The sequence below is a fragment of the Qipengyuania sp. CAU 1752 genome (genome assembly GCF_054482615.1).
On the sequence record NZ_JBTLRE010000001.1, the window covers coordinates 104,091 to 130,563 of the forward strand.

Consider the following 26,473-nt stretch of genomic DNA (forward strand, 5'->3'; position numbering starts at 1 on the left):
CCTAACAAGCAGTTAAGAATTCGGCTCCAGCCTGGGCATCTGCTGGCTGGCACAATGGAAGCCACCGCCCCCTGCCAATACCGCATCCGCCGGTAAGCCGATCGTGTGACGGTCCGGAAAGAGGGCGGCCACTGCGGCGACCCCGTCAGTGTCATGCCGCGACCCGAATGTCGGCACCACGACGAGTTGCGTGGTGATGGCAAAATTAGCGTAGCTGGCTGGCTCGATACGGCCTGCGCGCTCGATCCGCCCGGGCGAAGGAATTTCAACCGCCACTACTCCAGCGGCCTCGGCCCGCTCCTTGGCATTGCGATAAATCGCGGCATTGGGATCGTCATCGCCGGTCGCGCGCGGCAGGCACAGGCAGCCCGGGGCGACGAAGCGCGCCAAATTGTCGACATGGCCATCAGTGTGATCATTGACCAGTCCCTCGCCAAGCCAGAGAAGCCGGTCGAAGCCAAGGTCCCTTGCCAGCGCCGCCTCGATATCGGCGCGTGTCATATCAGGATTGCGATTGGAGTTGAGCAGGCATTGCTCGGTGGTAACGGCAAGTCCGGTGCCATCGCCATCGACCGCGCCACCCTCCAGGATCCAGTCGCGTTCGACTACAGGCAAATGAGCTTCGCGCGCCAGGTCGGCACCGATGACCTCGTCGCCCGGCATTTCGTATTTGCCACCCCAGCCATTGAACCCGCAACGCAGCGCCGACCCGTCGCCGCGCACCAGTGGCCCGGTATCGCGCAGCCATATATCGCCGAACCTGCGCCGTTCGAGCTGCACCTTGTCTGAAACGAGGGCCCGGGCGCGCAGCTCGTTGCTCTCGTCACGGACCAGCAACCGCACTTCCTGCCCGCTGTCCGCGACAGCATTGGCGAAAGCCACGATCTGCTCTTGCGCCCGCTCGAGGCTGTCCGGCCATTCCTCGGCCAGATGCGGGAAGCCGATCCACAACCATTCCTGCGGCGCCCATTCGGGCGGCATGAGGATTGACATGGATCGGCTCCCTGCTGTGTTCTGCGAATTCGGTCTTAGCAACCTTGGCTGGCAGCACAGCTTTCGTCGCGCGTGGCCTTGAACTCGTCACCGTCGTTCCAATTGGGCCAGCTCTCGCTCACCGCCAACATCCGACCAATGCGGTAGAACAATTGCAGGTCCTGCATCACGCCCGACCAGTCCCAGTCCTCGCTAAACTCGTCCTTGGGGCCGTGATAACGATTGTCACGATAGTCCTTGGCGAGTGCCTCGCCAGCTTCACGCCCGCCTTCCTTCAGGTCTTCGCCGCCATCGACATAGAGCATCGGCACACCGCGCTTGGCGAAGGCGAAATGATCGGACCGGTAATAATAGCCGGCCTCCGGCGAAGGATTGGGCGTCGCAACCCGGCCATCGGCATCAAGCGCCTTGTTGAGGAAGTCGTCGAGCTTCGACTTGCCTGGACCGACCACGGTCACGTCATTCGACGGACCGCCGATTAGGAAAGCATCCATGTTGATGCCACCAACCGTCTGGTTGAGCGGGAATACCGGGTTGGCGGCGTAGTAATCGGCGCCAAGAAGGCCTGATTCTTCCGCTGTCACGGCCAGAAACACCAGGCTGCGCGCGGGTGCACCAGCCTTGGCGTGAGCCTCGGCGAGGGCAACGAGCGCCGCGGTGCCGGTAGCGTTATCTACCGCGCCGTTGCAGATATCGTCGCCATCGTCGGCCGGGGTACAGCGCCCCAGGTGATCCCAGTGCGCGGTGTGCAGTACATATTCGTCCGGCCGCTCGGAGCCGGGCAGGACACCGATCACGTTCTGCGATTTGAAGGTGCGGATGTCGTTGCGGAAAGCGGTCGATGCGGTCACACCCAGCGGCACCGGCTTGAAACCCGGCTTTTTCGCTGCCTCCATCAAGGCATCGAAATCCTTGCCCGCAGCTTCGATGATCTGGCGCGCAGCATCGTTCTGCACCCAGCCGTTCATCTGCGTCATCTTGGGCGCATTGGCACCGCGCTGGGCGTAGGCTTGCGGCCCTGACCACGAGCTTTCGACCACGTTCCAGCCATAGGATGCAGGCTCGGTGTCGTGAATCACCAGCGCAGCGGTCGCCCCCTGCTTGCCGGCTTCTTCGTACTTGTAGGTCCAGCGGCCATAATAGGTCATCGCCTTGCCATTGAAGGTACCTTCCAGCCCTTCGGTATCGAAATCGGGGTCATTGACAAGAATGAGGGCAGTCTTGCCCTTCATGTCGACGCCTTGATAATCGTTCCACTCACGCTCGGGCGCATTGATGCCGTAGCCGACGAACACGATCTCGCTGTCATTGACCGATGTCTTGACCTGCTCCTGGTAGGTCACACCGACCCAGTCTTTCGCAAAATCCAGCGACAGGTCGAAGCCAGTGCCCTTGATCTTTAGCGGCGAAAAATCCTTACCGGTAATCTCGACCAGCGGCACTTCCTGAACCCAGCTGTCGCCATTGCCCGGCTGCAGGCCAGCCTGCTGGAACTTCTCGATCAGCAGCGCAACGGTCTTCTCTTCGCCTGGTGTACCCGGCATCCGGCCTTCGAATTCGTCTGATGACAGCGTGCGGGTGATGTCGACCATCGTCTGCTGGCTGATATCGCCGTCCTCGACATCGGGCAGGTCGAGTGAAGCGTCGCCGGCGCTAGACAAATCGCCATTGCAGGCCGCGAGCGAAAGCGCTGCCGAAGCAGCAAGTATCAAGCGTTTCATGAAGGCATCCCATGTTCTTGTGTTTGCTGGCGGCCTTGTCGCAAAGCCGCGAAGGCAGCGCAAGAGCGCTTGCGCCTCGTCCGATGCCGAGGCAGGGCATGGTAATGCAAGGCGATTGGCAATCCGCTCTCGAACGGGCCCGGGCACACGCTCCCTTCCTTGCCCGCGGGCTCGAACGCCAGCCGGAGTTGACGAAGCTATTGGAAGCTGGCGAGGGCGAGGCAGCGCTGGTCCGCGCGCTGGAACATGGTGCCCATGACGATGCCGCCATCGGCCTGCGGCGCGAGCGGCTGGCCTATGCCGTCGCACTTGCCATTGGCGACCTGGCGGGCGCGTTTTCGCTGGCGCGCGTGATGGAGGAACTGTCAGCGCTCGCCGACCGCGCGCTCGACCGGGCCATAGCTTCGGTCATCGCACAGCGCGTCGAGGGCGGCGGCACGGACGGCTTTATCGCCCTGGCGCTGGGCAAGCACGGCGCGCGCGAACTCAATTACAGTTCCGATATCGACCCCATTCTCCTGTTCGATCCCGAAACCCTGCCGCGCCGCGAGCGCGATGGACCGGGGGAAGCCGCGCAGCGATATGCCCGCGACATCGTCAAACTGCTCTCTGATGTGACCGACGAGGGCTATGTTTTCCGAGTCGACCTGCGTTTGCGCCCCGCGGCCGAGGTCACTCCTCTGGCCATATCGCGCAATGCCGCCCTGTCCCATTATGAAAGCTCAGCCTTGGCGTGGGAACGGGCCGCATTCATCCGTGCGCGGGCTTGCGCTGGCGATATGGCAGCGGGGAGGGACTTCCTCCATGATATCATCCCCTTCGTCTGGCGACGCAGTCTCGATTTCAACGCAATCGAGGATATCGGACGGCTGACCAGCCGTATTCGCGAAGTCTATGCAGGGCCCAAGACGCCAGGTCCGGGCTTTGACCTGAAAAAGGGCCGTGGCGGAATCCGCGAAATCGAGTTTTTCGCCCAGACCCATCAACTCATCCATGGGGGGCGCAACCCAGCCCTGCGCCAGCGAGAAACCCGCGCCGCGCTCGACGCTCTGGCCGAGGCCGGAATCGTCTCGGTCGACGACGCTGAAAGCTTGGGGTCAGCCTATGACCGACTCCGCGTGATCGAACACCGTTTGCAGATGATCAATGACCGCCAGACCCACAGCCTGCCTGAAGGCGAACGGCTCGATGCGGTGGCCCGGCTCGATGGACTGGCGGATGGACGGGCGCTGGTCGTTGAACTTGCCGAATTGACCGACCGCGTTGGCACCCGGTTCGACCGCCTGCTCGAAACCACCACTAGCCCCGAGCGTGCACGGCCGGTGGCCGAGATCACTGCCGCGCTGAGCGCTGCCGACGAAGATGGCGCCCGCCGGCTGGCAACCCGGATTGAGGGCTGGCTCGATGGTCGCTATCGAACCTTGCGATCGAGCAGCGCACTCGACGCGTTTCGGGCGATCTTGCCGGCCATGGTCAGCGCGCTGGAAACGGCGCCCGAACCGGACCGCGCCCTGTTGCGGTTCGAACGGCTGCTGGAAAACCTGCCTAGCGCGATCAACCTGTTCCGCCTGCTCGATGCCCGTCCGGGCCTGCTCGAGCAAATGTTGCGCATCCTCGCCTTCGCGCCGCCGCTGGCTGATGAATTGGCGCGCAACGCGACGCTGCTCGATACGCTGATCGACCGGACCGTGCTCGACCTGCCGCCTCCCGTGCCGGACCTTGCTGCGGCGATGCGGCGCGGCGATCAGGCCATGCCCTATGAACGCCTCCTCGACCGGATTCGCATCGTTACGGGTGAACAGCGGTTCGCTCTCGGCGTGCAATTGATCGAGGCGGCCAACGATCCGCTTGAAATCGCTGCTGGTCTGTCCCGCGTGGCAGAGGCCGCGCTGCAGGTTGCGGTCGAGGAGACTGCGGAGGAGTTTGCTCGCACCCATGGCAAGGTTGCAGGCGGGGAAATGGTGGTGCTGGGCCTCGGTCGGCTCGGAGGCCGGGCACTGACCCACGCCTCCGATCTCGACCTTGTCTACCTGTTCACCGGAGACACGGCGACCGAATCAGATGGCGAGCGCCCACTTGGCGCAACGCTCTATTTCAACCGGCTGGCCCAGCGCGTCAGCGCCGCGCTGAGCGTGCCCACCGCCGAAGGAGCACTGTACGAAATCGACACGCGGTTGCGCCCGCAGGGAACACAGGGTCCGCTGGCGGTGAGCGTCGAGAGTTTCGCCAAATACCAGCGCGAGGCGGCCTGGACCTGGGAACACATGGCACTCACCCGGGCCAGGGTAGTGGCCGGACCGAACGACGCTGCGGCCGAGGTCGACGCGATTCTGGCAGAGGTGCTGACCGCTCCTCGCGACGCAGCGGCGTTGCGCGACGCGGTCCTGACGATGCGCGGGGAGATGGCGCTCCACAAACCGGCTAAGGGTCCGCTCGATGCCAAGCTGCTGCGCGGTGGACTCGTCGATTTAGAATTCCTGGTTCACTTCCTGCAATTGCGGGATGGCCTTGCCCTGACACCGGACCTGAGCGAAGCCTGCCGCTCGCTAGCCCGAGAAGGGATGCTGAGCGATCCGCAGGTCGAGGCGCATGACCTCCTGACGCGGCTGATCGTCGGTGCCCGCCTACTCGCGCCGGGTCTCGAAATGCCCGCCGGGCGCGGCGGCGATATCCTTGCCGAGGCCTGCGGCTGCTCTGGACCCGAAGCCCTCATGACGGCATTGGGCGATGCTCGGCGCGAAATCGCCGCTGGTTGGCAATCGGTTCTGGGCGAGACATTGGAGATCGACTGATGAGTACGCGACCACACGAAGGTGACCCGGTACCCGATATCGCAATGGAAACGCCCGATGGAGGTAGCGTGCGACCTTCCGACTATCGCGGGCGCAAGCTGGTGCTGTTTTTCTATCCCAGGGACAACACACCCGGTTGCACCACCGAAGCAAAGGAGTTTTCGGCGACGAAGGCCGACTTCGAACAGGCCGGCTGCGCGCTCTTGGGTATCAGCAAGGACTCGCCCAAGAAGCACCAGAACTTCATTGCCAAGCATGATTTGACGGTAGACCTGGCCACCGACGCGCAGGATGGCGGGCTATCCGATGCTCTCGAGGTCTGGACCGAAAAAAAGATGTACGGAAAGACCTTCATGGGCATGGTCCGCACGACCTACCTCGTCGATGCCGATGGTCGCATCGCGCGGGTCTGGGACAAGGTGCGCGTCAAGGGCCATGTCGACGAGGTCCTGGCCGCCGCGCAGGCGCTTTGAGCGCGACCAGTTCCTCGATTGCTGCAGCCATACGTGCTGCGCTGCTGACGGCCGAGCCCGCCGCCAAGGTCTTCGCCACCCGAGATGTCGCGCGCAGCTGGCGGCAAGGACGGCTACATTGGTCGTTCGACATTGCGATGCCGGAACGTCCAGCTTGGCCTGACTGCCCCCAATTGCTTCCGCCCAACCAGATGCCAAGACGCGGACGCGGCGGATCGGTCCGGTCACGCCTGGCGCTGTGGCACGCGCTGGCCCATATCGAATTTGTCGCTATCGATCTCGCGCTCGACATCGTCGGCCGGTTCGGAGCTGGAATGCCACGCGACTTCACCGACGATTTCCTGTCGGTTGCCGCTGACGAGGCGATGCACTTCGCGCTGCTGGATCGCAAATTGCGTTCGCTCGGCAGCCATTACGGGGCTCTGCCCGCTCATGCAGGATTATGGGAAGCGGCCGAGGCAACTAGCCATGACGTCATGGCACGGTTGGCAATCGTCCCGATGGTGCTCGAAGCACGCGGACTCGACGTCACGCCGGCAACCCGTGATCGGGTCGCATCGCTAGGGGACGAACACGGCGCGCGTATCCTCCAGCGCATACTTGACGATGAAATTCGCCACGTCGGGTTTGGCACCAAGCACTTTATCAGATGTGCGCAAGCCCTTGAAGAATCGCCCCAGAATCGCTGGAAAGCGCTGGTCGAAACGCATTTTAGAGGGTCACTGAAGCCGCCATTCAACGACTCGGCGCGTCTTGCAGCCGGTTTGTCGCGAGACTTCTACGCCAGCCTTGCGTCGTAAAACCTTTGTCCGGATAAGCAGGAACACACAAAACGCGGGTTGGTTCCCGACGTTTTTGAACGGGTCAAGGCGGCAGGGGTCGTCGCCAGATAAAGGACGGGTTGTGATCGCTTATTCCAGGATTATCCTGCAACGCGCTGCATTTGCGCTTGCTGCAATCGGCTTGATTGCCACTACTCCGGCACAGGCGAATACCGCCACCGCCGCCGCTCCCGAGGTCGCCGCTCACGCAAATGCAGGTGAGACGCCGCTTGGCCAGGGTGACAAGCAGTTCCAGGAATTGTTCGCTAAATGGGAAAAGCTCGACCGCAATGCGGGCGCTTCCTCAGTGAAGGCCGTTGTTTCGATCCCTTCGCGCATGCCGCTCGAAGATGCCACGCTGACCAGCGATTTCGGCATGCGTGACCACCCGGTCCTGCGTAAGCGCGCCCGGCACAAGGGTGTCGACCTGGCTGCTGCGACCGGAACCCCGGTCTATGCCACTGCCGATGGCCTGATCGAGATGGCCAAGTGGTATTCGAGCTATGGCAACTACATCCAGATCGGCCATGGCAACGACCTCGAGACGCGCTATGCCCACCTGTCGCGGATTGCGGTGTCCGAAGGCGAGATGGTCCGCAAGGGTGACCTTATCGGCTACGTCGGTTCAACCGGTCGTTCAACCGGCCCGCACCTCCATTACGAAGTGCGTATCGCAGGTGCTGCCGTGAACCCGATCCCCTATATGGTCGAAAGCGAATCGCAGGTTGCCTTCGCACGTGCTACCGGCCGCGAACTGGCTGTAGGCGGAGACTGATAGATTTTCGGCCCGCCGTCAGGCGGGTTTCGGACACTTTGGAGAGGGTGTCCTGATTGGGCGGCGGGCAGAAATGTCCCGTCGCCTTTTTTCATGCTTGCCTGACTTCCCGCCGGTCGCGCGGTCGGCCAAGGGCTTCGGGGAATTATGCTTGCCCCGCTTCGGTTGCTGTATAAAACTCGTGTCCCGAGGAGAGGGGACAACTCATGCATCCGATACAGCACGCGAAAACGCGCCCGGACCATCCCGCGATCATCATGGCGAGCTCAGGCGAGACCGTGACATTTGGCGAGATGGACGCGACAGCCAATCGTTTCGCGCAATTGCTGCGCTCTCGCGGGTTGAAGCGGGACGATGCGGTCGCAGTGTTGATGGAGAACAATGCGCAATATCTGCAACTGGTGTGGGGCTCGCAGCGGGCGGGAACCATGCTGGTGCCGATCTCCACTCGCCTCACAGCGCCCGAAATCGCCTATATCCTGAAGGACGCGCAAGCCAAGCTGCTGATAACCTCGACCCAGTTCGACGAGGTGCTCGATGATATCCGATCCGAGTGTCCGGATTTGCCGGTACTTGTCACAGGCGGCACGGGCGAGGCCGGTCTCGAAAGCGCGATCGCCGCGCAGCCTAGCGAACCCATTGCCGACCAGGCCCCGGGACTCGTCATGCTCTACAGTTCCGGCACGACCGGACGGCCCAAGGGCATACGCCCAGCCCCGCCCGAAGATATGGACATCGAGGCTGTCAATCCGCTGGTCGGGCTGGCGGTGATGGGCGCAGGCATGCCGACCGATGGATCGATGATCTATCTGTCGCCAGCCCCGCTCTATCACGCTGCCCCGATTGGCTGGTGCTCGACTGCTCACCGGCTCGGCGCGACCATTGTCGTGATGGAAAAATTCGATCCTGAATTCGCGCTCGCCACGATCGAGAAATACAAGGTCACCGACAGCCAATGGGTTCCGACCCACTTTGTGCGCATGCTCAAGCTCGATCCGGAGCTGCGCGAGAAGTACGATCTGTCGAGCCACCAGCGCGCCCTGCACGCGGCTGCGCCTTGCCCCGTTCCCGTGAAGCAGGCGATGATCGATTGGTGGGGGCCGATAGTGAACGAGTATTACGCAGGTTCCGAAGGGATCGGCATGACGCTGATCCGCAGCGTAGACTGGCTCACCCATCCCGGCTCGGTCGGCCGGGCGATCCACGGCACGCTGCATGTGTGCGGGCCAGACGGCGAGGAAGTTCCGCCGGGTACCGATGGCCTGATCTACTTCGAGAACGACATCCTGCCATCCTATCACAATGATCCCGACAAGACCGCCGATGCGATGCACCCGAAGGGATGGATGACGCTGGGCGACATCGGTCATGTGGACGAGGACGGTTTTCTGTACCTGACCGACCGAAAGAGCCACATGATCATCTCGGGCGGGGTTAATATCTACCCGCAGGAGATCGAGAACCTGCTGGTCACGCATGATAAGGTGATGGACGCCGCGGTGATCGGCGCGCCCGATGCCGACTTGGGCGAAAAAGTGGTGGCGGTCGTCCAGCCGGTCGAGATGGACTATGCTGGCGAGGCACTCGAAAACGAGCTTCGTGACTTTCTTGCCCCGCAGCTTGCCCGCATCAAGATGCCGCGCATGTTCGAGTTTCGCGCCCAACTTCCGCGCGAGGCCAATGGCAAATTGTACAAGCGCGAGCTTCGCGACGAATTTGCTGCACGCGCGCAGGAGCAGGCGTGATGGCTGACAGTAGCGCGCCCGTCCTGCCGTCCGCCGTCGCGCACGAGATTATCGACCCGCACAGCTACGCCGCGTGGGACCCGCTGCTCGACACATTTGACCGGTTGCGCGAGGAAACGCCGGTGGTGCGGATCGTACCCGACGAGGAAGGCCTGTTCGAACCGTTCTGGCTTGTCACACGCTATGACGACGTCATGCGCATGAGCAAGGACAACGCTACCTTCCTCAACAATCCGCGCCCGGTGGTGTTCAGCCTCAATGCGGCGATCGAGTTTTCGCGGAAGGCGACCGGCAGCGACATGCTGGTAGATTCGCTGGTGGTATTCGATGCCCCGGTGCATCCCAAGTACCGAAAACTGACGCAGGAATGGTTCATGCCCCGCAATCTCGCCCGGCTCGAAGGGGAGATCCGCGAACTAGCCAAACGCACGGTGGATCGGTTGATCCAATCGGGCCCGGAATGCGATTTCTGCAAGCTCGTTTCCGCACCCTATCCGCTGCATGTGGTGATGCAGATCCTGGGGGTGCCGGAAGAAGACGAGCCACGCATGCTGATGTTGACCCAGCAGATGTTCGGGGGCCAGGACGCCGATCTTTCAGGTTCAGGCATGGATAACATGACGCCCGAACAGGTGCTGGAACTGGTGGCCGGTGCGGTGAGGAGCTTCGAGGATTACTTCGCTGACATCGCCCGCGCGCGCCGCGCCAATCCTACCGAAGACGTGGCCAGCGTGATCGCCAATGCCGAGGTCGATGGCCAATTACTCCCCGAGCGCGACATGGCCGGCTATTACATCATCGTCGCGACCGCCGGGCACGATACCACGTCGGCCAGCACTGCGGGCGCGATGCGGGCGCTGGCGCAGGACCCCGAGCAATGGGCGCGGGTGCGAGCCGACCGTTCGCTATTGCCGGGAATTGTCGAGGAAGCGATCCGCTGGACAACGCCGGTGCAACATTTCATGCGCACGGCCGCCAAGGATACCGAGCTTGGGGGACAGAAAATCGCCAAGGGTGACTGGTTGATGATGAACTATGTCGCCGCCAATCACGATCCATCTCAGTTCAAAAATCCGCGCCGCTTTGATGCCGCGCGTTCGCCGAACCGCCACCTCGCCTTTGGCGCGGGCGCGCACCAGTGCCTCGGCCTGCACCTTGCGCGGCTTGAAATGCGAATCCTGTTTGAAGAGTTGCTCGACCGGATCAAGACGATCGAACTGGCGGGCGAGCCGCAGCGCTCGGTCTCAACTTTCGTCGGCGGGCTCAAGACCCTTCCCTTGCGTTTCACTGTGGCGGAGGACGAGACATGAGCGAAGCCCTTGATTTCAGGGGCAAGCGCGTCCTGATCGTCGGCGGATCCAGCGGGATCGGCAATGCCATGGCGCAGGCGTTCCGTGCGCGCGGGGCAGAAGTCCATGTCTGGGGCACGCGCGCGACCGCCCAGGATTACGGTGACGAACCAGGCTCCGATCTTTCCGGCCTTCACTATACCCAGGTCGATGTCAGCGATCCTGCGCAGGTCGAGGCTGCACCGGGGTTCGAAAGCCTCAATGTCCTGGTGTGTTGCCAAGGTGCCGTCGAATATCGCCGGGCCGAATTCAATCGCGAAGGCTGGGATCGGGTGCTGGCGGTCAATCTGAGTTCGATCATGGATTGCGCGCGCAAGTTTCGTTCGGCGCTCGCCGAGGCAAATGGCTGCCTGATCGCGGTCAGTTCGACCGCCGCGTTCCACGCGACGCTCGGCAATCCTGCCTATGGCGCGTCCAAAGCCGGTGCTGTAGCGCTGGTCCGCAACCTCGCGGCCGCGTGGGCCGCCGACGGCATCCGCGTAAACGGCATCGCCCCGGGGTTCGTCCCGACCAAGATGACGCAGGTCACCACGGGCGACCCCGACCGGCTCGAAAGCGCGCTGACGAGGATTCCGCTAGGCCGAATGGGCGAGCCGGCGGAAATTGCCGGTGCGGCGTTGTTTCTCGCCTCACCGCTCGCGTCCTATGTGTTGGGCCAAACCATCGTCGTCGATGGCGGGCTGACGCTCAACTAGCCAAGCAAACGCTGCGCCATGGCGCGCACCTCGGCGCCCATGTCATCACGCTCGAGAGCCAACGCCAAGGTCGCCTCGACGAAGCCGAGCTTATTCCCGCAGTCATAACGTTTGCCGTCGAACGTCACCGCGTGGAACGGCTGCGTTCCGATCATCTTGGCCATCGCATCGGTCAGCTGAATCTCGCCACCAGCACCTTTTTCCTGGTCTTCGAGCACACGCATGACTTCGGGCTGTAAGATGTACCGACCGGAGATTATCTTGTTGGACGGCGCTTCTGCCACCGGCGGTTTCTCGACCAGGCCCTTCACCTCGGTCAGTCTGCCGCTCTCGGCCCCCGGATCGATCACGCCGTAGCTCGAAACCTCGTCCTCGGGCACTTCGAGTACGCTGATAAGATTGCCGCCGGTCTGCTCGTAGGCGTCGACCATCTGCTTCATGCAGCCGGTCCCGCCTTTCTTGCCGATCATAAGTTCGTCAGGCAGGAAGATGGCGAAGGGTTCATCGCCGACGATGGCGCGGGCGCACCAGATCGCGTGGCCAAGGCCGAGCGGGACCTGCTGCCGCACGGTTATGATCTCGCCAGGTGTGAAGCGGCTCGAGTCGAGGACGCTCATGTCCTTGCCGCGCTCGCCCATCGTGCTTTCAAGCTCGTACGCGACATCGAAATGCTCGACGATGGCGGTCTTGCCGCGTCCGGTAACAAAGATCATCTGCTCGATCCCCGCCTCCCGCGCTTCGTCAACCGCGTACTGGATCAGGGGGCGGTCGACGATTGGCAGCAATTCCTTGGGGATCGCCTTGGTGGCGGGCAGGAAGCGCGTGCCGAGACCGGCAACAGGAAAAACGGCTTTCTTGATCGGTTTGTGGTTCGTCATAGGTTTGAGGCATTGCGTTGCCCACGCGCCGAGGTCAACCGCCCTGGCCGAACAGGCTGCATGACAGTTGCATTTGCGCGCGCCGACGAATGCGTTAATGCCATGTCCCATGGACAAACTCGTAATTCGCGGCGGCAATCGGCTGGCCGGCACTATCCCCGTTTCCGGCGCCAAGAATTCGGCACTGACGCTGATCCCTTGCGCCCTGCTGACTGACGAGCCAGTGACATTACGCAACCTACCGCGGTTGGCCGATATCGATGGTTTCCAGCACCTGATGAACCAGTTCGGCGTGTCGACCAGCACGCAGGGCAAGCGACCGGAAGATTTCGGCCGGGTGGTCACTTTCGAAGCCTCGCGCGTGACGTCGAGCGTCGCGCCCTATGATTTGGTTCGCAAGATGCGCGCTTCGATCCTCGTGCTCGGCCCGATGCTGGCGCGGATGGGTGAGGCAACCGTATCCCTGCCAGGCGGCTGTGCCATCGGCAACCGCCCGATCGACCTGCATCTCAAGGCGCTTGAAGCAATGGGGGCCGAGATCGAACTGGCGCAAGGATACGTCAAGGCCAGTGCGCCCGACGGCGGCCTTCCGGGCGGCGAGTTCGACTTCCCGGTCGTTTCCGTCGGCGCGACCGAGAACGCGGTGATGGCCGCAGTTTTGGCGAGTGGCACGACCTGCCTCAACAATGCCGCGCGCGAGCCCGAGATCGTCGACCTGTGCAACTTGCTGGTCGCGATGGGGGCCGAGATCGAGAATATCGGCCACTCCGACCTCGTCATCCATGGGGTCAAGCGACTGCACGGCGCGACCTACCGGGTCATGGCCGATCGCATCGAAGCGGGCTCCTACGCCTGTGCTGCCGCTATCACTGGCGGAGACGTGATGCTGGAAGGTGCCAATGGCGCAGAGATGCAAGCCACGCTCGACGCGCTCGAGCAGATCGGCTGCGAAGTCGAGGCCAGCAAGGCGGGGGTACGGGTGGCCGCGAAGGGTCCACTCAAGGCAACCAATCTGACGACCGCGCCCTATCCCGGCCTCGCCACCGACATGCAGGCGCAATTGATGAGCCTGCTGTGCAAGGCGCAGGGCACCAGCGTGCTCAAGGAAACCATTTTCGAGAACCGCTTCATGCACGTTCCCGAGCTTAGCCGCATGGGGGCCGACATCGAGACCGAGGGACGCACGGCCGTGGTCAAGGGTGTCGAAACACTGACTGGCGCCGAAGTGATGGCGACCGATCTGCGCGCTTCGATGAGCCTTATCATTGCTGCTCTTGCGGCAGAGGGTGAGAGTCAGGTGCGCCGGATCTACCACCTCGATCGCGGGTACGAGCGCCTCGAGGAAAAACTGCAGCTCGTCGGCGCTGATATCGAACGGGTTACCGACGACTAGGCGCTTCGCCGTGGACCCTTTCGGTTGCTGCGACGTTTGCGCATTTGAAAGGGAGACACGCCATGCTTATCCAACTCGCCGCCATCAGCGCCATCGGATATTTCGGTTACCGCTATTACGACAAGCATCGGGGGCAAAAACATGCCGCCTTCGACGCAAACCAGACCCAGGACGGCCCCAACGCGGTGCGCGATGCTGGCCCAGAAGCCATGCGCGACAAGCCGGTGATGGATTGGGACAAGACCGACGAGGAAAGCGATGAAAGCTTCCCCGCGAGTGATCCGCCCGCCAATTATTGACCTGCGCGCGCCCGAGAGCGGGGCGGGCTCAAGCGTCTGTCCTGCTCTCGGCGCGCCAGCGCGTTACCAGCCAGACCCGGATAGCGCTCGCCAACCCCGGCGGGGTTTCCGCTCGGATCCGGTCCTCGTCGATCCGGGCCACGATGGCGTTGATCGGCAAGCCCTCCTGTTCCGCCACGGCCCGCAACATATCCCAGAACACCGGCTCCAGGCTGATCGAGGTCTTGTGCCCGGCGATTTCGACCGAGCGTTTGACCGGGGGGTGATAGGGCACTGCCATGCAAGCAACCTGGGAACGCGTCTGACGCGTGCGCCAGCTATCAATACATGTGCTGGCCGCCATTGATGCTCATGGTCGACCCGGTCACGAAACCGGCATCGTCCGAGCACAGGAAACTGACGCCGCGCGCGATTTCTTCGGCCTGGCCCAAACGTCCGACCGGAATCTTCGCGATAATCTTCTCCAGGACCTGTTCAGGGACCGCTGCAACCATGTCGGTATCGATATAACCGGGCGCGATGGCGTTGACGGTGATATTGTAGCGCGCGCCTTCTTGCGCCAGCGCCTTGGTGAAGCCGTGGATGCCTGACTTGGCGGCGGCGTAATTGACCTGGCCGTATTGTCCGGCCTGGCCATTGATCGAACCGATATTGACGATCCGGCCCCAGCCGCGCTCCTTCATTCCAGGGAAGCAGGCCTTCGCCATGTTGAAGCAACCGCCGAGATTGACCCGCATGACGTCTTCCCAGTCCGCGTAGCTCATCCGCTGCAAGGTCCCGTCACGGGTGATACCGGCATTGTTGACCACCGCGTCGATCGGCCCGACCATTTCCTCGACCTTGCGACAGCCTGCCAATGTCGCCTCGTGATCGCCGACATCCCATTTGCAGGTATCGATGCCCAGCTCTTCGGCGCAGGCCTTGGCCGCCATGTCATTGCCCGCGTAATTGGCAACGACGGTGAATCCATCAGCCTTCAATGCCGCGCAAATGGCCTTGCCGATCCCTCGGCTCCCGCCCGTTACCACTGCTACACGTCCCATGATCCACTCCCTCTCACGCGGTTTATGCTCTCCAGCTTGCCGTAGCGTCAGCCGCGAACGCGGGCAAAGAAAAACCCCGCCTGGGCGGGGTCATGCAATCGAATTCAATCTGCGAGAGCTGATCAGAAACGCAATTGCGTGCCGACGTAGACGGCCTGGTCGTCTTCGACTCCGTTGGTCAACGGCGCCAGCTTGCTGCGTTCTTGCGAAAGGCGGACCCCCGCGGTCACGTCCAGGTTGCGGGTTACGCGGTAGGAGCCGCCGACATTGACGCTTTGCTCGCCCGAACCTTCGAGCGTACGCGGAGCGCGGCCCACTTCCCGCTCATTCTCGAGCGCGATTCGCGGCTGGAAACGACTCGGCTTGTCAGCCGCGGTCCCGGCACTGGGACGGAACTCCGCCAGGTCGGGCATTTCGATCTTGGAGATGCCGCTGGGCAATTCGCTAGCCGGCTTGGCAAAGCTCTGGATGCCGCGCGCGATACCGAGATCGAACCGCGTCGGTGCAATCCTGAGATCACGCCTGCCCGTCCCCTGATCAACCCGATCCATTGCCGAGCGAATCGAGATGGCACGCGCCGTCTCATCGTCGAGTCGGACCGCAACAGTCACCGTGCGATCAGCTGCTGCAGCGTTCGCTGCCGGGGTGAACCGCATGGCCTTGCGCGCTGCGGCATAACGGTTGTTGACCCGTTCCGCGAGCACGGGATCGACGCCTGCAGGAGTAAACCGCGGAGCAATTTCCTCGAGCGGGGCGAACACGGCACTGGTAAGAGCGAGACCGGCAGTCGGTATCGCCAGGAAAGCCGCACCAACGACCAGCGCCGGCACAAGGCCGCGCTTGAAAGTCGAGATGGTGTTGCGTTTCATGGCCTCTGCCAAATCCCCTAACGAGTCGGAATCACTTACCAATTCCCGACTGAACCCAGAATGAAACTAGGACTTTTCAGTTCCCATTGCCAGCTTTTCTGCACTGCCGGACTCAATCACTCGCTGGTGTTGCATCCGGCACACAAGAATCGCCGTGCTCGTGTGTTCACCACAGATACACGGGCGCGCGCCATTAACGCAGCAACCGATCTCTTTGCTCCAACCTTGTTACAGGCCAACTGCAACCCTTGTCGCACGCGGCGGGGCGACTATAGAGGCTTCAACACCAGAATGAGGATAGCAGACCCTTCCATGACAAACCCCGCTTCCCGCTTTCGCATGATCGCCCGTATTGCTCTTGGCGGTGCGTGCCTGGCCTCTCTGGCGGCCTGCGGCGGGCGCGACCGTCCGCGAGCCGACCTTGCTGCCGCCCAGATCACCACGATCGGGGTCAATTCCTATCTCTGGCGCGCGGCGCTGGAGACGGTAAGTTTTGCCCCGTTGCTGCAGGCCGACAGCGCCGGCGGCGTGATCGTAACCGACTGGTACGCAAACCCCCAGAACCCGGGCGAGCGTGTAAAGCTCACTGTTTCGATCCTTGACCAAGACCTGCGTGCCGATGCGCTGCGCGTCGCCGCCAGCCGCCAGGTCACCCAAGGCAACGCCTGGGTCGATGCCCCGGTCCAGGCTGCCACAGTTCAGAAGCTGGAAGACATTATCCTCACCAAGGCACGCGAATTGCGTCGCCAGGCAGTAGCCAGCTAGACCACCTTTCCCTAACTGAGACCCATGACCGAAACACGCTTCGATCCGTCTTCCGCCGACGGGCGCTGGCAACGCGCATGGGACGGAGCTGCCTGCTTCGCAGCCGATTCGCACAGCGCCCGGCCCAAGAGCTACGTGCTCGAGATGTTCCCCTATCCCAGCGGACGCATCCATATCGGCCATGTCCGCAACTACACGATGGGCGACGTACTCGCGCGCTACAAGAAGATGCGCGGGTTCGAAGTGCTGCACCCGATGGGGTGGGACGCCTTCGGGATGCCGGCAGAGAACGCAGCGATGGAAAAGGGCGTTCATCCCGGTGGCTGGACGCGTGACAACATCGCCAGCATGAAGGCGCAGCTCAAACGGCTCGGCTTTGCGCTCGACTGGACGCGCGAGTTCGCCACCTGCGACCCCGAATACTACGGCCACGAGCAGGCCCTTTTCATCGATCTGTACGAGTCTGGCCTGGTCTATCGCAAACAGGCGCAGGTCAATTGGGACCCGGTCGACATGACCGTGCTCGCCAACGAGCAGGTGATCGACGGGCGCGGCTGGCGCTCCGGTGCACAGGTTGAAAAGCGTCAGCTCGATCAGTGGTTCGTCAAGATCACGGATTTTGCCGATGACCTGCTCGAAGGTCTGGAAACGCTCGACAAGTGGCCGGAGAAGGTCCGGTTGATGCAGGAAAACTGGATCGGCAAGAGCCAGGGCCTCGAATTTTCCTTCGCCCTGTCCAATGGCGACACGCTGCCGGTCTATACCACCCGCCCGGACACGATCTTCGGCTCGACTTTTGTTGCGGTCGCGCCCGATCACCCCTTGGCGCAAGGCATCGCCGCGCAGAATTGCGATGCGGCGAAATTCATCGAGCAATGCAGGCGCGGCGGGACCACCGCGGCAGAGCTGGAGACAGCGGAAAAGCTTGGCTTCGATACCGGCATCGGCGCAAAGCACCCCTTTACCGGCGAACACCTTCCTGTCTTCATCGCCAATTTTGTCTTGATGGATTACGGCACCGGGGCGATCATGGCAGTGCCCGGCCACGACCAGCGCGACTTTGAATTTGCCAACAAGTACGGCCTGCCAATCCCGCGCGTCGTCGCGGCGAACGCAGAAGAAGCGGATAAGCCCTTCGACGGCGAAGCAGAGCCCGGCGAAGGCATCATCGTCAATTCCGATTTCCTGACCGGAATGGCGGTCGACGAGGCCAAGGCCGAAGTCATTGCCCGCGCACAGGCAGAAGGCTGGGGCAAGGGGACCACCGTCTGGCGCCTGCGCGACTGGGGCGTTTCGCGCCAGCGGTACTGGGGCACTCCCATCCCCTTCGTCCACTGCGAGACCTGCGGCGTGCTGCCGGTGCCCAAGGACCAGCTCCCGGTCGAACTGCCCGAGGATGTCGATTTCTCTGTTCCCGGCAATCCGCTGCTGCGCCATCCAACCTGGAGACATACCACCTGCCCGTCATGCGGGGCCGATGCCGTCCGTGAAACCGACACGCTCGATACCTTCGTCAACAGCTCGTGGTATTTCCTGCGCTTCGCCAGCCAGCCACATGACAAGCCGTTCGACCGCGACGAGCTCGCCAAGTGGTTGCCGGTCGAGCAGTATATCGGCGGGATCGAACACGCGATCCTGCACCTTCTCTATGCCCGCTTCTGGACACGCGCTCTCGCGCAGATGGGACAGATCGACTTCGCCGAGCCCTTCGCTAGCCTGTTCACGCAAGGCATGGTCACGCACGAGACCTATTCGCAGCGCAGTACCGATGGATTGCAGGATATTTTTTACACGCCCGACGAGGTGAACCGAGCGAGCGAGGGTGCGACGCTCAAATCCGATGGCTCGCCCGTGACAATCGGCCGCGTCATCAAGATGTCCAAGTCGAAGAAGAACGTCGTCGACCCGGATGCCATCATTGCCCGTTACGGCGCCGACGCGGTGCGCTGGTTCATGCTGTCCGATAGCCCGCCCGAGCGCGACCTGCCGTGGTCGGAAGCCGGGATCGAGGGCTGCTGGCGGTTTGTCCAGCGGCTATGGCGGCTGTTCGGTCACTACGATGCATCGGCCACGGGTGAGGACAAGGCGCTCGCTCGCAAGACTCACCAGACCATCGCGACGGTCGCCGATGACATCGAGGCCCTCAGCTTCAACAAGGCGGTAGCGCGGCTCTACGAGCTGACCAATGCCGTCGAGAAGGCCCAGCCGTCGGCCACCCGCAGCGAAGCGGTCCGCGCGATCGTCCAGATGGTCGCCCCGATGATGCCGCACCTGGCCGAGGAAGGCTGGCAACGGGTTGGCGGCGAAGGCCTGCTTGCGCGGGCATCCTGGCCCGAGGTCGATCCGGCACTGCTGGTCGATGACGAAGTGACTATCGCGGTCCAGCATATGGGCAAGCTGCGCGATACGCTGACCGCGCCCAAAGGGGCTGCGAAAGAGGATCTCGAAGCGCTTGCGCTGGCGAGCGAGAAGGTCCAGCGTTCGATCGATGGAGCAGACATTCGCAAAGTCATCGTCGTGCCCGACCGGCTGGTGAACATCGTCACCTGATGCGCCGGCTGCTGCCCCTTGTCGCCCTCACGGCATTGTCCGGCTGCGGACTGCAGCCGATCTATGGTGGCGGCCTTGGTAATGCTGCTGTGCAGGGCTTGGCAGCGATCGAAGTCTCGCAAATGCCGGGCCGTGCCGGCTGGTTGATGAGCAACGCCCTGAAAGACCGGTTGGCCGCCGCAGGTTCGGACGCAGCCCGCTATCGGCTTGACGTGCGGCTTGACGATGAGCTCGAAGGACTCGGCCTCCTCAACGATGACACCATCGGTCGCGAACGGCGGACTTTGCGCGCACGCTACCAACTCGTCGAACTTGAGACTGGCGCGATCCTGCTCGACGCGACGGCTGGTTCCGACGCCGGGATTGATGTCGTTTCCAGCGAGTATGCCACCATCGCTGCTGAACAGAGCGCTCTTGAGCGGCTGACAGATGAAGTGGCTGACCAGATCGTGACCAGCGTATCCCTTGCCCTTCGCGACGCGCAATAGCGGGCGGCCCTGTGAAAGCGACCCAGCGCGATTTTCCCGGGATAGCTGCAAGGGCAGCCCGACAGTGTTCAGTTTTCTTCTTTTGCGGGCCGGACGAGGCAGGCGCTTCTGCTGCTGCCGAAGCGGTCCTTGCAGCGCTGTCCGACCCGGGCGAGCGGATCGAGATGCAGGGGGCCGACCTGCGGCGCGACCCGGTCCGGTTGGGAGACGAGGCTCGCTCCAGTTCGCTGTTCGGCGACACAAGACATATATTCGTGCGGGCCAGCGGCGACGAAGCGCATGATGCGCTCGCCAACCTCCTCGACGGCGAGGGCGAGGGCTGCCCGGTGTTGGTGGTGGCGACGTCAGCGACGGACAAGTCACGCACCGCCAAGCTGCTGTTGAAACGCGACGATGCGTTGGTGGCGATGTTCTACCAGCCGGACCTGCCCAGCATGACGGGTATCGTGCGCGACCTTGCCGACGCTGCCGGGGTGCGGTTGAGCGGCAATTTGGCCGAACAGATTGCTCAGGCCTCCAGCCTTGACCAGCGGCTGGCCTCGTCGGAGGTCAGCAAGCTTGCGATTTACCTCGATGCCAGCGTTGATGCGCCAAGGACTGCCGAGCAGGACGACTGGGACGCGATCGGGGCCCGCACCGAGGAGGACGGCTTCATGCCGATCGTCAACGCGGCCCTTTCCGGACAAGTTCGGCGTTTGCCAGCCGAACTGAACAGGATGCACGAACTCGGAATCAATCCGGTAGGCGTGGCGTTGGCGGTAGAGCGGCGCACGGCACAATTGGCGCAACTGGCGGCAAAGCTCGGTCGCCGCGGTGATATCGCAAGTCTTATCCAGGCGGAAAAACAGGCGCGGCGAATTTTCTGGAAAGACGAGCGCGACCTTCGTGAGCAATTGAAAACCTGGCGCGGCAAACGGCTGGATAGACTTGTAAGCCGCGTTACGGCCCTGCACCGCAGCTTGCTGGCCAACAGCCAATCGGCGGAATGGCTGCTCGCGCAGGAGCTGGCGGAGATTGCGAGCCATGCTGCGCAGGTCGGTGCCAAGCAAGCGCCTCGTTGACCGACTGGCGGATTAGCGGGTAAGCGCGCGACAACTATAACAAAGATTTCTTTGCGAAAGCAGGTTTACGCGTGAACGCACCCCAGTCAGTTGCGATACGTTCGGGGCCGACCGTACCACAACCCGCGCCTTCCCTCGAACGACGAAGGATGCGGGCTTACCTGCTGATGATCGTGATAGATATCGCGCTGATTGTTGCTGGTTTTCTCGTTGCGGGCGGCCTTTACCTCGGCAATTGGCCAGAAGAGCAAGCGCTGCGCCAGGCCTACCTGCTGCTCCCGATCTTCCTCACCATCGCTTTCTATCAGGGCACCTATTGTCTTCGCGCCCTCATCGATGCGCGCTTCGCCGCCATGCGGGTTATCATATCCCTGGTGATTTCCGCGGCCATCCTGGCCTTCGTCGCATTCTACCTTAAGACCAGCGCCACGTTTTCGCGCGGCACTCTCACGCTCGGGCTACTGTTCGCTGCAATCATGATGATCGGCGCCCGGTTTGTCGTCGTCTGGAGTGTCGAGCGGCGCTGGCATGGCTTCGTGCGTAACCGCCTGTTGCTGCTTGATGATGGACCGGAACTCAACCTGTCGGCCAACAAGATTATCGTCGCCGCGGATTTCGGACTCGATCCGGCCGCGACCGAACCGCACGATCTCGATCGCTTGGGGCAATTGCTGCTAAACCAGGACGAGGTCATCGTCAGCTGTCCGCCAGAAAGGCGCGAACAATGGGCCTGGGCCTTGAAAGCGAGCGGCGTCCATGGCGAAATAATCAGCGATATGGCGCACAACCTTGGTGCGCTCGGTGTCCGGCACTACGAATCCGACGACTGCACTTCGCTTGTCGTGAGTTCGGGGCCTCTACCGTTGCGAGCACGGGTAGTGAAACGCATTTTCGACATCATCGTCGCATCGACAGCGCTCGTCGTTCTTTCCCCCTTGCTCGTGACAGTGGCCCTGCTGATCTGGCTTGGAGACCGGGGACCGGTGCTGTTTGTGCAACAACGGACCGGGCAGCAAAATCGATTTTTCTCGATGCTCAAATTTCGATCGATGAAGGTGGAATCGTCGGATGCCGTGGGAGTACGTTCGACCGCGCGCGAGGACGAACGCGTAACGCGCCTGGGTCGCTTCATGAGGCAAACCAGCATCGACGAGCTACCGCAGCTCGTGAACGTCCTGCGTGGAGAGATGAGCATCGTCGGACCACGGCCCCATGCCACCGGCAGCCGGGCAGGCGACAAGATGTTCTGGCATGTCGATGCGCGCTATTGGCGTCGCCATGCGCTCAAGCCCGGGCTAACCGGCCTCGCCCAAGTGCGCGGATACAGGGGTGCAACCGATGAAGAACGGGATCTCAGCAACAGGCTGCAGGCCGACCTGGAGTATCTCGCAAACTGGTCACTGGTGGCGGATATTGGCATCCTTTTCCGCACGCTGATGGTGCTTCGCCACGACCGGGCCTACTGACCGGTTGCACACACCTCACGAGATACGCCGTCCAGCCAGCAACAACAAAAAAAGGGCCGCCCCTAAGGGCAGCCCTTTTTTGCAATCTCTCTACGGATTAGCGCGGGCTGTTACCGTTGCCACTGGCCAGTGCGAGAATAATCCCGATCAGCGCAGCACCACCAAGAAGCAACAGAACCCCGAGATCGTCTTCATCACCGAGCTGGCTTTCATCAGCAATCGGCTGATTGAATTCGGTCGGCTGCGGTCGTGTAGCTGCATTCGCAACGGTCGAGCTGAGCGCCATTGACGCTGCTGCAAAAACCATCAAACTCTTCTTCATTGTGACCGCTCCAAAAATGTATGGCGCTCTACTTACAACACTCGCCTGTCCGGTCAAGGCCGGAATGAGTTGCTGGCGACTAGCAAGTGCGTGTTACCAAAATGTTTCTTTGCCGGATTGTCACGGGCAAATACTTGCAAGAACGGTCGATTCCAGCAAAGGAAAGCGGCCTCTCGCGAATTGCAGCGCAGAAAGCTCTACGTACCCCATGGCCTCGATCTGTCTTGCCAGCCTTAATTATGCGCCAGAACCGATAGGCATTGGTCCGTATAGCCAAGGATGGGCAGAGGCCCTCGCCGCGCGCGGGCACAAAGTACAGGTCGTCTGTGGCGAGCCGCACTATCCAGATTGGAAAAGAGACCCTGCTACGCCGCGAAAGTTCGCCGAAACCACCGAAAACGGCGTGAAGGTGTTGCGGGTGCCGCTCTATATCCCGCGCGACCCCTCAGGTCTGACACGGCTCGCGCATTACGGCAGTTTCGCGGTAAATCTCGCGCGAGGTCTTGCGAAGACTGCAAAGACCTGCTCGCCTGACGCAGTGATCGCCACCGCTCCTTCCTTGTTGGCCGCACCCGTCGCATTGCGTTTCGCCCGGCGGCACGACGCCTTGACATGGCTCCATATCCAGGATTTCGAGATCGAGGCGGCCGTGGCGACGCGGATTCTGCCGGGTTGGATCGCGCCTGTCGGCGCACGGTTCGAACATGCGGTCCTCAGCCGGTTCGACCGGGTTAGCTCCATCGCACCGCGAATGGTCGAAAAGGTCATTGCCAAGCGCGGTTCGCGCGAAGGCGTCGCGGAAATGCGCAACTGGGCCGAACCCACCGTGGGCACCAGCGCAGCCGACCCGGATGGAATGCGCCGCAAGCTCGACCTTCCTCCCGGAAAGATCGCGCTTTATTCAGGCAATCTGGCCCGCAAGCAGGGGATCGGGATCATCCTCGAAGCTGCCGAGATCTTGCGCGCGCAACCGGGGCTGCAAATCGTGATTTGTGGTGACGGCCCAGCAGCGGAAGAGACTAGGGACGCTGCGGCGCGCCTGCCCAACCTGCACTTCCGCGGACTGCAGCCGCGCGAGGATCTGCCCAGCCTTCTGGCCATGGCGGACATGCATTTGCTTCCGCAAATATCGGCTGCCGCCGACCTGGTCTTGCCGTCAAAGCTGGCAAATATGCTGGCATCGGGACGGCCGGTGGTCGCCACTGCAGATCCGGGAACCTCGCTGGCTCGGGAGATCGAAGGCTGCGGTTCGGTAGTTGCCGCTGGCGATGCTGCCGCGCTGGCGGCGGCCATGCTCGAGCTGCACGAAAACCCCTCACGAGGCCGAGAATTGGGTAGCTTTGCTCAATTGAGTACGCGGGACCGTTGGTCGAAAAAGAAGCTGGTCGAAGACTTTGCCGAGGATCTCGAACGGGCGATCGAGGAGCGCGCAAGGTGAGCTTGGTCAAGCGGGGACATCTCGCAAACGCAGCAGCATTGAACCCGCCAGTGGCACAAGGGCATGCTGGCAAAGTCTATGGATTCGACGCATGGGCGATCCTTGCGTTTCTTTATCCATTGAGCCTGATGATCATGTTCGATCTGGTCGGCCAGCTTTACCTGATCGACCTGCTATCGGTCCCCCTGCTCGCGCTGTTTCTGACCTTGCCGGATACACGCGGACGCCTGCAGCGCATCTGGCCAGTGCTCGCATTACTCGGGGTATGGTTTGCAGGTCAGGTGGTGACCGACCTAATCCGCGGATCGGCCATAGAAGATCTGCTGCGCGGCTGGTCGAAGATTGTGTTTTTTGCCCTTCACCTGCTCGTCATGTGGCTATGGCTGTCTCGAAGGCGGGTCTATATGGCAGCCTTTGCGATCGGGCTCGGTATTGCGTCGGTCTACACCATTCCGCCCGAATTCGAAGGTTACGCCTGGAAATTCGGCTATGCGATTGGGCTCAGCCTGACGACGATCGGGGTTTTGTACTTTCTGACCCGCCTGCTTCCGTGGATGCGCTACACTGCGCCGGCAATCTTTACTGTCCTCGCATTGATCGTCCTGCTGCAGGCTGCGCGTGCAAATTTCGGCATCCTATTCCTGGCGGGTGTCATCATGACCGGAGTGTTGGTGCTCACCCACATGCCGCAATTGAGACGACGGCTGAGTGCTGGAATGTACGTCATCCTGCTCCTGGCTGGAACGCTGGCCGCCTCCGGTGGCATCGCCATTTACGAATATGCCGTCGAGTCTGGGGCTCTCGGCCGCGACGCCCTCGAAAAATATCGTGACCAGGCTTCCGGAGATGTGCCTTTGTTGCTTGGAGGGCGCACCGAAAGCCTTGTTTCGGTGCGGGCGATCGCCGACTCGCCGATCATAGGACATGGCAGCTGGGCCCGCGATTCCTACTATGTCGAGCTACATCGTGCGATCAAGGTGCGGCTGGGCCTGCCTATCGACGATGCGCATTTCGGCAAGCGTGACAAGATTCCCACCCATAGTCACTTGATGGGCGCGTGGGTGGAAGCTGGTGTGACTGGCGGCCTGTTCTGGCTATGGGTCCTGACATTGCCATTTGTGGCTATCTTTCATCTTCTCAAGAAGGATGAGATCCTCGCGCCCCTTATTGCCTTTTGCGCCGCCGACCTGGCCTGGTCGGTCATGTTCAGCCCTTTCGGTGCAAGCCAGCGTGTCAGCGTCGCTTTTGAAATTGTGGTGATGATCTGGGCCGTGCGTGCCAGCGGCCACTCGCTGACACTGCTGTCTCCGGCGCGCCGATTCATCGGCGGACGAAAGGTCCGTTCAGCTTGAAGATCTTGCACATTCTCGGCGATTGCAATCCGGCCAAGGGTGGTGTGATCGAAGGCGTATTGCGACTGGGTGGAGGCTACCGGAAGCTGGGCCACACGCAGCACCTTCTGACTATGGACGATAATGCCGATCCGTGGGTGGCCGATTTCCCCTCGCGGGTTTTTGCACGTGGCCGGAAAGGCAATGCCAAGCGGTTCTGGCCAGGCCAGGCCATCGCCTGGCTGCGGGCCAACGCCAGTAGTTACGATGGCATCGTGGTTGACGGCTTGTGGAACGCATCGACACTTGCAGCGGCACGCACTCTTCCAGGCATGAGTGTCCCCTATGTCGTTTTTCCCCATGGTATGCTCGACCCGTGGTTCCGCGAACTTCAACCGATGAAGGAATGGATAAAGCGGCAGCAGTTCCGGTTCGTGGAGCGCCCACTTTTGCGCGGCGCCCGCGCAACTCTCTTCACCAGCGAACAGGAGCGGGTGCTGGCAAGCCGTTCATGGCCGGGCTGGACCAGAATAGACGAGAAAGTCGTGGGTTACGGCACAGGTGAGCCGCCACCAGAGGCCCCTGCAATGGCCGAGGCATTCAAGGCCGCCGTACCGAAGCTCGGCGCCAGCCCTTACCTGCTGTTTCTCAGCCGCATCCATCCCAAGAAGGGCTGCGAAATCCTGCTCGAAGGATTCGCGCGCCAATATGCCGGGACCGATATGCGGCTTGTAATTGCCGGCCTCGCCAGCCCTGCATATCTGGACGAGCTAATCCAGCTCGCGCAGCAACTCGGCATCGCCGGACAGGTCGAATGGCCCGGCCACCTTGGTGGAGATGCAAAATGGGGCGCGCTCTATGGTTGCGAGGCCATGGTGCTGACCTCGTATCAGGAAAACTTCGGGGTCGTGGTTGCCGAGGCGCTGGCCTGTATGCGGCCCGTTCTGATTTCCGACCAGGTAAATATCCATGATGCAGTTACGGCAGCGAATGCAGGGATCGTTTGCGAGACTGATCCAGCCTCGATCCACGCAGCTTTGAGTCGCTTCTCGGGCATGGACGAGAAGGCGCGGGACGAAATGGGCAAACGCGGCCGAGAATTGTTCGAGGCGCGTTTTAGCATGGACCGTGTTGCCATGCGTGTAGCCAGCATCTTTCAAGACCAGGACGGATAAATACTTTCCTACATATAACCAAAAGGGTTAG

General features: G+C 62.0%; 24 protein-coding genes. 17 read left to right on the forward strand and 7 right to left on the reverse strand.

Going from position 1 to position 26,473, the window contains the following annotated elements:
• Positions 1-12: 12 nt before the first annotated feature.
• The gene (locus ACXYL9_RS00495; RefSeq protein WP_459037626.1) at positions 13-993 is read right to left on the reverse strand and encodes an agmatine deiminase family protein; all 981 of its coding nucleotides are present in this window, start codon (positions 991-993) and stop codon (positions 13-15) included.
• A 35-nt stretch (positions 994-1,028) separates the two neighbouring features.
• Positions 1,029-2,714, reverse strand: coding sequence for a M28 family metallopeptidase (locus tag ACXYL9_RS00500; RefSeq protein WP_459037627.1), 1,686 nt, complete (start codon positions 2,712-2,714; stop codon positions 1,029-1,031).
• A 104-nt stretch (positions 2,715-2,818) separates the two neighbouring features.
• On the opposite strand from ACXYL9_RS00500, the gene glnE reads away from it, so the two are divergent.
• The 7 genes from glnE to ACXYL9_RS00535 all read left to right on the forward strand — a co-directional run bounded on the left by glnE (position 2,819) and on the right by ACXYL9_RS00535 (position 11,364).
• Complete coding sequence (gene glnE, locus ACXYL9_RS00505) at positions 2,819-5,506, forward strand: bifunctional [glutamate--ammonia ligase]-adenylyl-L-tyrosine phosphorylase/[glutamate--ammonia-ligase] adenylyltransferase (RefSeq protein WP_459037628.1); 2,688 nt, start codon at positions 2,819-2,821, stop codon at positions 5,504-5,506.
• Positions 5,506-5,979: a peroxiredoxin gene (locus tag ACXYL9_RS00510; RefSeq protein WP_459037629.1), complete on the forward strand. Its 474-nt coding sequence runs from the start codon at positions 5,506-5,508 to the stop codon at positions 5,977-5,979. Before glnE ends, ACXYL9_RS00510 begins: the two co-directional genes overlap by 1 nt.
• On the forward strand, positions 5,976-6,779 hold the full coding sequence (locus tag ACXYL9_RS00515; protein WP_459037630.1) for a ferritin-like domain-containing protein: 804 nt from the start codon (positions 5,976-5,978) through the stop codon (positions 6,777-6,779). Before ACXYL9_RS00510 ends, ACXYL9_RS00515 begins: the two co-directional genes overlap by 4 nt.
• Before the next feature lie 103 nt (positions 6,780-6,882).
• The gene (locus tag ACXYL9_RS00520; RefSeq protein ID WP_459037631.1) at positions 6,883-7,575 is read left to right on the forward strand and encodes a M23 family metallopeptidase; all 693 of its coding nucleotides are present in this window, start codon (positions 6,883-6,885) and stop codon (positions 7,573-7,575) included.
• Between the two features lie 206 nt (positions 7,576-7,781).
• On the forward strand, positions 7,782-9,320 hold the full coding sequence (locus tag ACXYL9_RS00525; protein ID WP_459037632.1) for an acyl-CoA synthetase: 1,539 nt from the start codon (positions 7,782-7,784) through the stop codon (positions 9,318-9,320).
• Positions 9,320-10,630 (forward strand): cytochrome P450, encoded by a 1,311-nt coding sequence (locus ACXYL9_RS00530; RefSeq protein ID WP_459037633.1) that lies wholly within the window; start codon positions 9,320-9,322, stop codon positions 10,628-10,630. Before ACXYL9_RS00525 ends, ACXYL9_RS00530 begins: the two co-directional genes overlap by 1 nt.
• The gene (locus ACXYL9_RS00535; protein WP_459037634.1) at positions 10,627-11,364 is read left to right on the forward strand and encodes an SDR family NAD(P)-dependent oxidoreductase; all 738 of its coding nucleotides are present in this window, start codon (positions 10,627-10,629) and stop codon (positions 11,362-11,364) included. Before ACXYL9_RS00530 ends, ACXYL9_RS00535 begins: the two co-directional genes overlap by 4 nt.
• Here ACXYL9_RS00535 and galU read toward each other — a convergent pair.
• Positions 11,361-12,242, reverse strand: coding sequence for a UTP--glucose-1-phosphate uridylyltransferase GalU (gene galU, locus ACXYL9_RS00540; RefSeq protein WP_459037635.1), 882 nt, complete (start codon positions 12,240-12,242; stop codon positions 11,361-11,363). The genes ACXYL9_RS00535 and galU overlap by 4 nt on opposite strands.
• A gap of 109 nt (positions 12,243-12,351) precedes the next feature.
• Here galU and murA point away from each other — a divergent pair, with 109 nt between their 5' ends.
• Together murA and ACXYL9_RS00550 are read left to right on the forward strand one after the other, a co-directional pair.
• Positions 12,352-13,635 (forward strand): UDP-N-acetylglucosamine 1-carboxyvinyltransferase, encoded by a 1,284-nt coding sequence (gene murA / locus ACXYL9_RS00545; RefSeq protein WP_459037636.1) that lies wholly within the window; start codon positions 12,352-12,354, stop codon positions 13,633-13,635.
• 62 nt (positions 13,636-13,697) lie between these two features.
• Positions 13,698-13,934, forward strand: a complete 237-nt coding sequence (locus tag ACXYL9_RS00550) for a hypothetical protein (protein WP_459037637.1) — start codon at positions 13,698-13,700, stop codon at positions 13,932-13,934.
• A gap of 28 nt (positions 13,935-13,962) precedes the next feature.
• On the opposite strand, the gene ACXYL9_RS00555 is transcribed toward ACXYL9_RS00550, so the two are convergent.
• The 3 genes from ACXYL9_RS00555 to ACXYL9_RS00565 all read right to left on the reverse strand — a co-directional run bounded on the left by ACXYL9_RS00555 (position 13,963) and on the right by ACXYL9_RS00565 (position 15,846).
• A complete protein-coding gene (locus ACXYL9_RS00555; RefSeq protein WP_459037638.1) occupies positions 13,963-14,214 on the reverse strand; it encodes a ribbon-helix-helix domain-containing protein in 252 nt (83 codons plus the stop codon).
• Between the two features lie 40 nt (positions 14,215-14,254).
• Positions 14,255-14,977, reverse strand: coding sequence for an acetoacetyl-CoA reductase (gene phbB / locus ACXYL9_RS00560; protein WP_459037639.1), 723 nt, complete (start codon positions 14,975-14,977; stop codon positions 14,255-14,257).
• Between the two features lie 122 nt (positions 14,978-15,099).
• Complete coding sequence (locus ACXYL9_RS00565) at positions 15,100-15,846, reverse strand: hypothetical protein (protein ID WP_459037640.1); 747 nt, start codon at positions 15,844-15,846, stop codon at positions 15,100-15,102.
• A 339-nt stretch (positions 15,847-16,185) separates the two neighbouring features.
• On the opposite strand from ACXYL9_RS00565, the gene ACXYL9_RS00570 reads away from it, so the two are divergent.
• From ACXYL9_RS00570 to ACXYL9_RS00590, 5 genes are all read left to right on the forward strand, one after another.
• The gene (locus tag ACXYL9_RS00570) at positions 16,186-16,611 is read left to right on the forward strand and encodes a DUF3576 domain-containing protein (protein ID WP_459037641.1); all 426 of its coding nucleotides are present in this window, start codon (positions 16,186-16,188) and stop codon (positions 16,609-16,611) included.
• Between the two features lie 24 nt (positions 16,612-16,635).
• Positions 16,636-19,161: a leucine--tRNA ligase gene (gene leuS / locus ACXYL9_RS00575; RefSeq protein WP_459037642.1), complete on the forward strand. Its 2,526-nt coding sequence runs from the start codon at positions 16,636-16,638 to the stop codon at positions 19,159-19,161.
• Positions 19,161-19,649 carry an LPS assembly lipoprotein LptE gene (gene lptE, locus ACXYL9_RS00580; protein WP_459037643.1) on the forward strand — a complete coding sequence of 163 codons (489 nt, stop codon included), beginning with the start codon at positions 19,161-19,163 and terminating at the stop codon, positions 19,647-19,649. The genes leuS and lptE overlap by 1 nt, the downstream gene beginning before the upstream one ends.
• 11 nt (positions 19,650-19,660) lie before the next feature.
• Positions 19,661-20,710: a DNA polymerase III subunit delta gene (gene holA, locus ACXYL9_RS00585; protein ID WP_459037644.1), complete on the forward strand. Its 1,050-nt coding sequence runs from the start codon at positions 19,661-19,663 to the stop codon at positions 20,708-20,710.
• Positions 20,711-20,877: 167 nt separating this feature from the next.
• Entirely contained in the window at positions 20,878-22,176 is a 1,299-nt protein-coding gene (locus ACXYL9_RS00590) for an exopolysaccharide biosynthesis polyprenyl glycosylphosphotransferase (RefSeq protein WP_459037645.1), read from the forward strand.
• A 97-nt stretch (positions 22,177-22,273) separates the two neighbouring features.
• On the opposite strand, the gene ACXYL9_RS00595 is transcribed toward ACXYL9_RS00590, so the two are convergent.
• Positions 22,274-22,498: a hypothetical protein gene (locus ACXYL9_RS00595; protein WP_459037646.1), complete on the reverse strand. Its 225-nt coding sequence runs from the start codon at positions 22,496-22,498 to the stop codon at positions 22,274-22,276.
• A 208-nt stretch (positions 22,499-22,706) separates the two neighbouring features.
• Between ACXYL9_RS00595 and ACXYL9_RS00600 the strand changes: the two genes are divergently transcribed.
• From ACXYL9_RS00600 to ACXYL9_RS00610, 3 genes are read left to right on the forward strand one after another with little or no spacing between them, the layout of a single operon-like run.
• On the forward strand, positions 22,707-23,936 hold the full coding sequence (locus tag ACXYL9_RS00600; RefSeq protein ID WP_459037647.1) for a WcaI family glycosyltransferase: 1,230 nt from the start codon (positions 22,707-22,709) through the stop codon (positions 23,934-23,936).
• On the forward strand, positions 23,933-25,288 hold the full coding sequence (locus ACXYL9_RS00605) for a hypothetical protein (RefSeq protein WP_459037648.1): 1,356 nt from the start codon (positions 23,933-23,935) through the stop codon (positions 25,286-25,288). Before ACXYL9_RS00600 ends, ACXYL9_RS00605 begins: the two co-directional genes overlap by 4 nt.
• A complete protein-coding gene (locus tag ACXYL9_RS00610; RefSeq protein WP_459037649.1) occupies positions 25,285-26,442 on the forward strand; it encodes a glycosyltransferase in 1,158 nt (385 codons plus the stop codon). Before ACXYL9_RS00605 ends, ACXYL9_RS00610 begins: the two co-directional genes overlap by 4 nt.
• Positions 26,443-26,473: the final 31 nt, after the last annotated feature.

Coding starts and splice junctions, on each gene's coding strand:
- ACXYL9_RS00495 (WP_459037626.1), bottom strand. CDS start 993: ATGTCAATCCTCATGCCGCCCGAATGGGCGCCGCAGGAATGGTTGTGG.
- ACXYL9_RS00500 (WP_459037627.1), bottom strand. CDS start 2,714: ATGAAACGCTTGATACTTGCTGCTTCGGCAGCGCTTTCGCTCGCGGCC.
- glnE (WP_459037628.1), top strand. CDS start 2,819: ATGCAAGGCGATTGGCAATCCGCTCTCGAACGGGCCCGGGCACACGCT.
- ACXYL9_RS00510 (WP_459037629.1), top strand. CDS start 5,506: ATGAGTACGCGACCACACGAAGGTGACCCGGTACCCGATATCGCAATG.
- ACXYL9_RS00525 (WP_459037632.1), top strand. CDS start 7,782: ATGCATCCGATACAGCACGCGAAAACGCGCCCGGACCATCCCGCGATC.
- ACXYL9_RS00530 (WP_459037633.1), top strand. CDS start 9,320: ATGGCTGACAGTAGCGCGCCCGTCCTGCCGTCCGCCGTCGCGCACGAG.
- ACXYL9_RS00535 (WP_459037634.1), top strand. CDS start 10,627: ATGAGCGAAGCCCTTGATTTCAGGGGCAAGCGCGTCCTGATCGTCGGC.
- galU (WP_459037635.1), bottom strand. CDS start 12,242: ATGACGAACCACAAACCGATCAAGAAAGCCGTTTTTCCTGTTGCCGGT.
- murA (WP_459037636.1), top strand. CDS start 12,352: ATGGACAAACTCGTAATTCGCGGCGGCAATCGGCTGGCCGGCACTATC.
- ACXYL9_RS00550 (WP_459037637.1), top strand. CDS start 13,698: ATGCTTATCCAACTCGCCGCCATCAGCGCCATCGGATATTTCGGTTAC.
- ACXYL9_RS00555 (WP_459037638.1), bottom strand. CDS start 14,214: ATGGCAGTGCCCTATCACCCCCCGGTCAAACGCTCGGTCGAAATCGCC.
- phbB (WP_459037639.1), bottom strand. CDS start 14,977: ATGGGACGTGTAGCAGTGGTAACGGGCGGGAGCCGAGGGATCGGCAAG.
- ACXYL9_RS00565 (WP_459037640.1), bottom strand. CDS start 15,846: ATGAAACGCAACACCATCTCGACTTTCAAGCGCGGCCTTGTGCCGGCG.
- ACXYL9_RS00570 (WP_459037641.1), top strand. CDS start 16,186: ATGATCGCCCGTATTGCTCTTGGCGGTGCGTGCCTGGCCTCTCTGGCG.
- leuS (WP_459037642.1), top strand. CDS start 16,636: ATGACCGAAACACGCTTCGATCCGTCTTCCGCCGACGGGCGCTGGCAA.
- lptE (WP_459037643.1), top strand. CDS start 19,161: ATGCGCCGGCTGCTGCCCCTTGTCGCCCTCACGGCATTGTCCGGCTGC.
- ACXYL9_RS00590 (WP_459037645.1), top strand. CDS start 20,878: ATGATCGTGATAGATATCGCGCTGATTGTTGCTGGTTTTCTCGTTGCG.
- ACXYL9_RS00595 (WP_459037646.1), bottom strand. CDS start 22,498: ATGAAGAAGAGTTTGATGGTTTTTGCAGCAGCGTCAATGGCGCTCAGC.
- ACXYL9_RS00600 (WP_459037647.1), top strand. CDS start 22,707: ATGGCCTCGATCTGTCTTGCCAGCCTTAATTATGCGCCAGAACCGATA.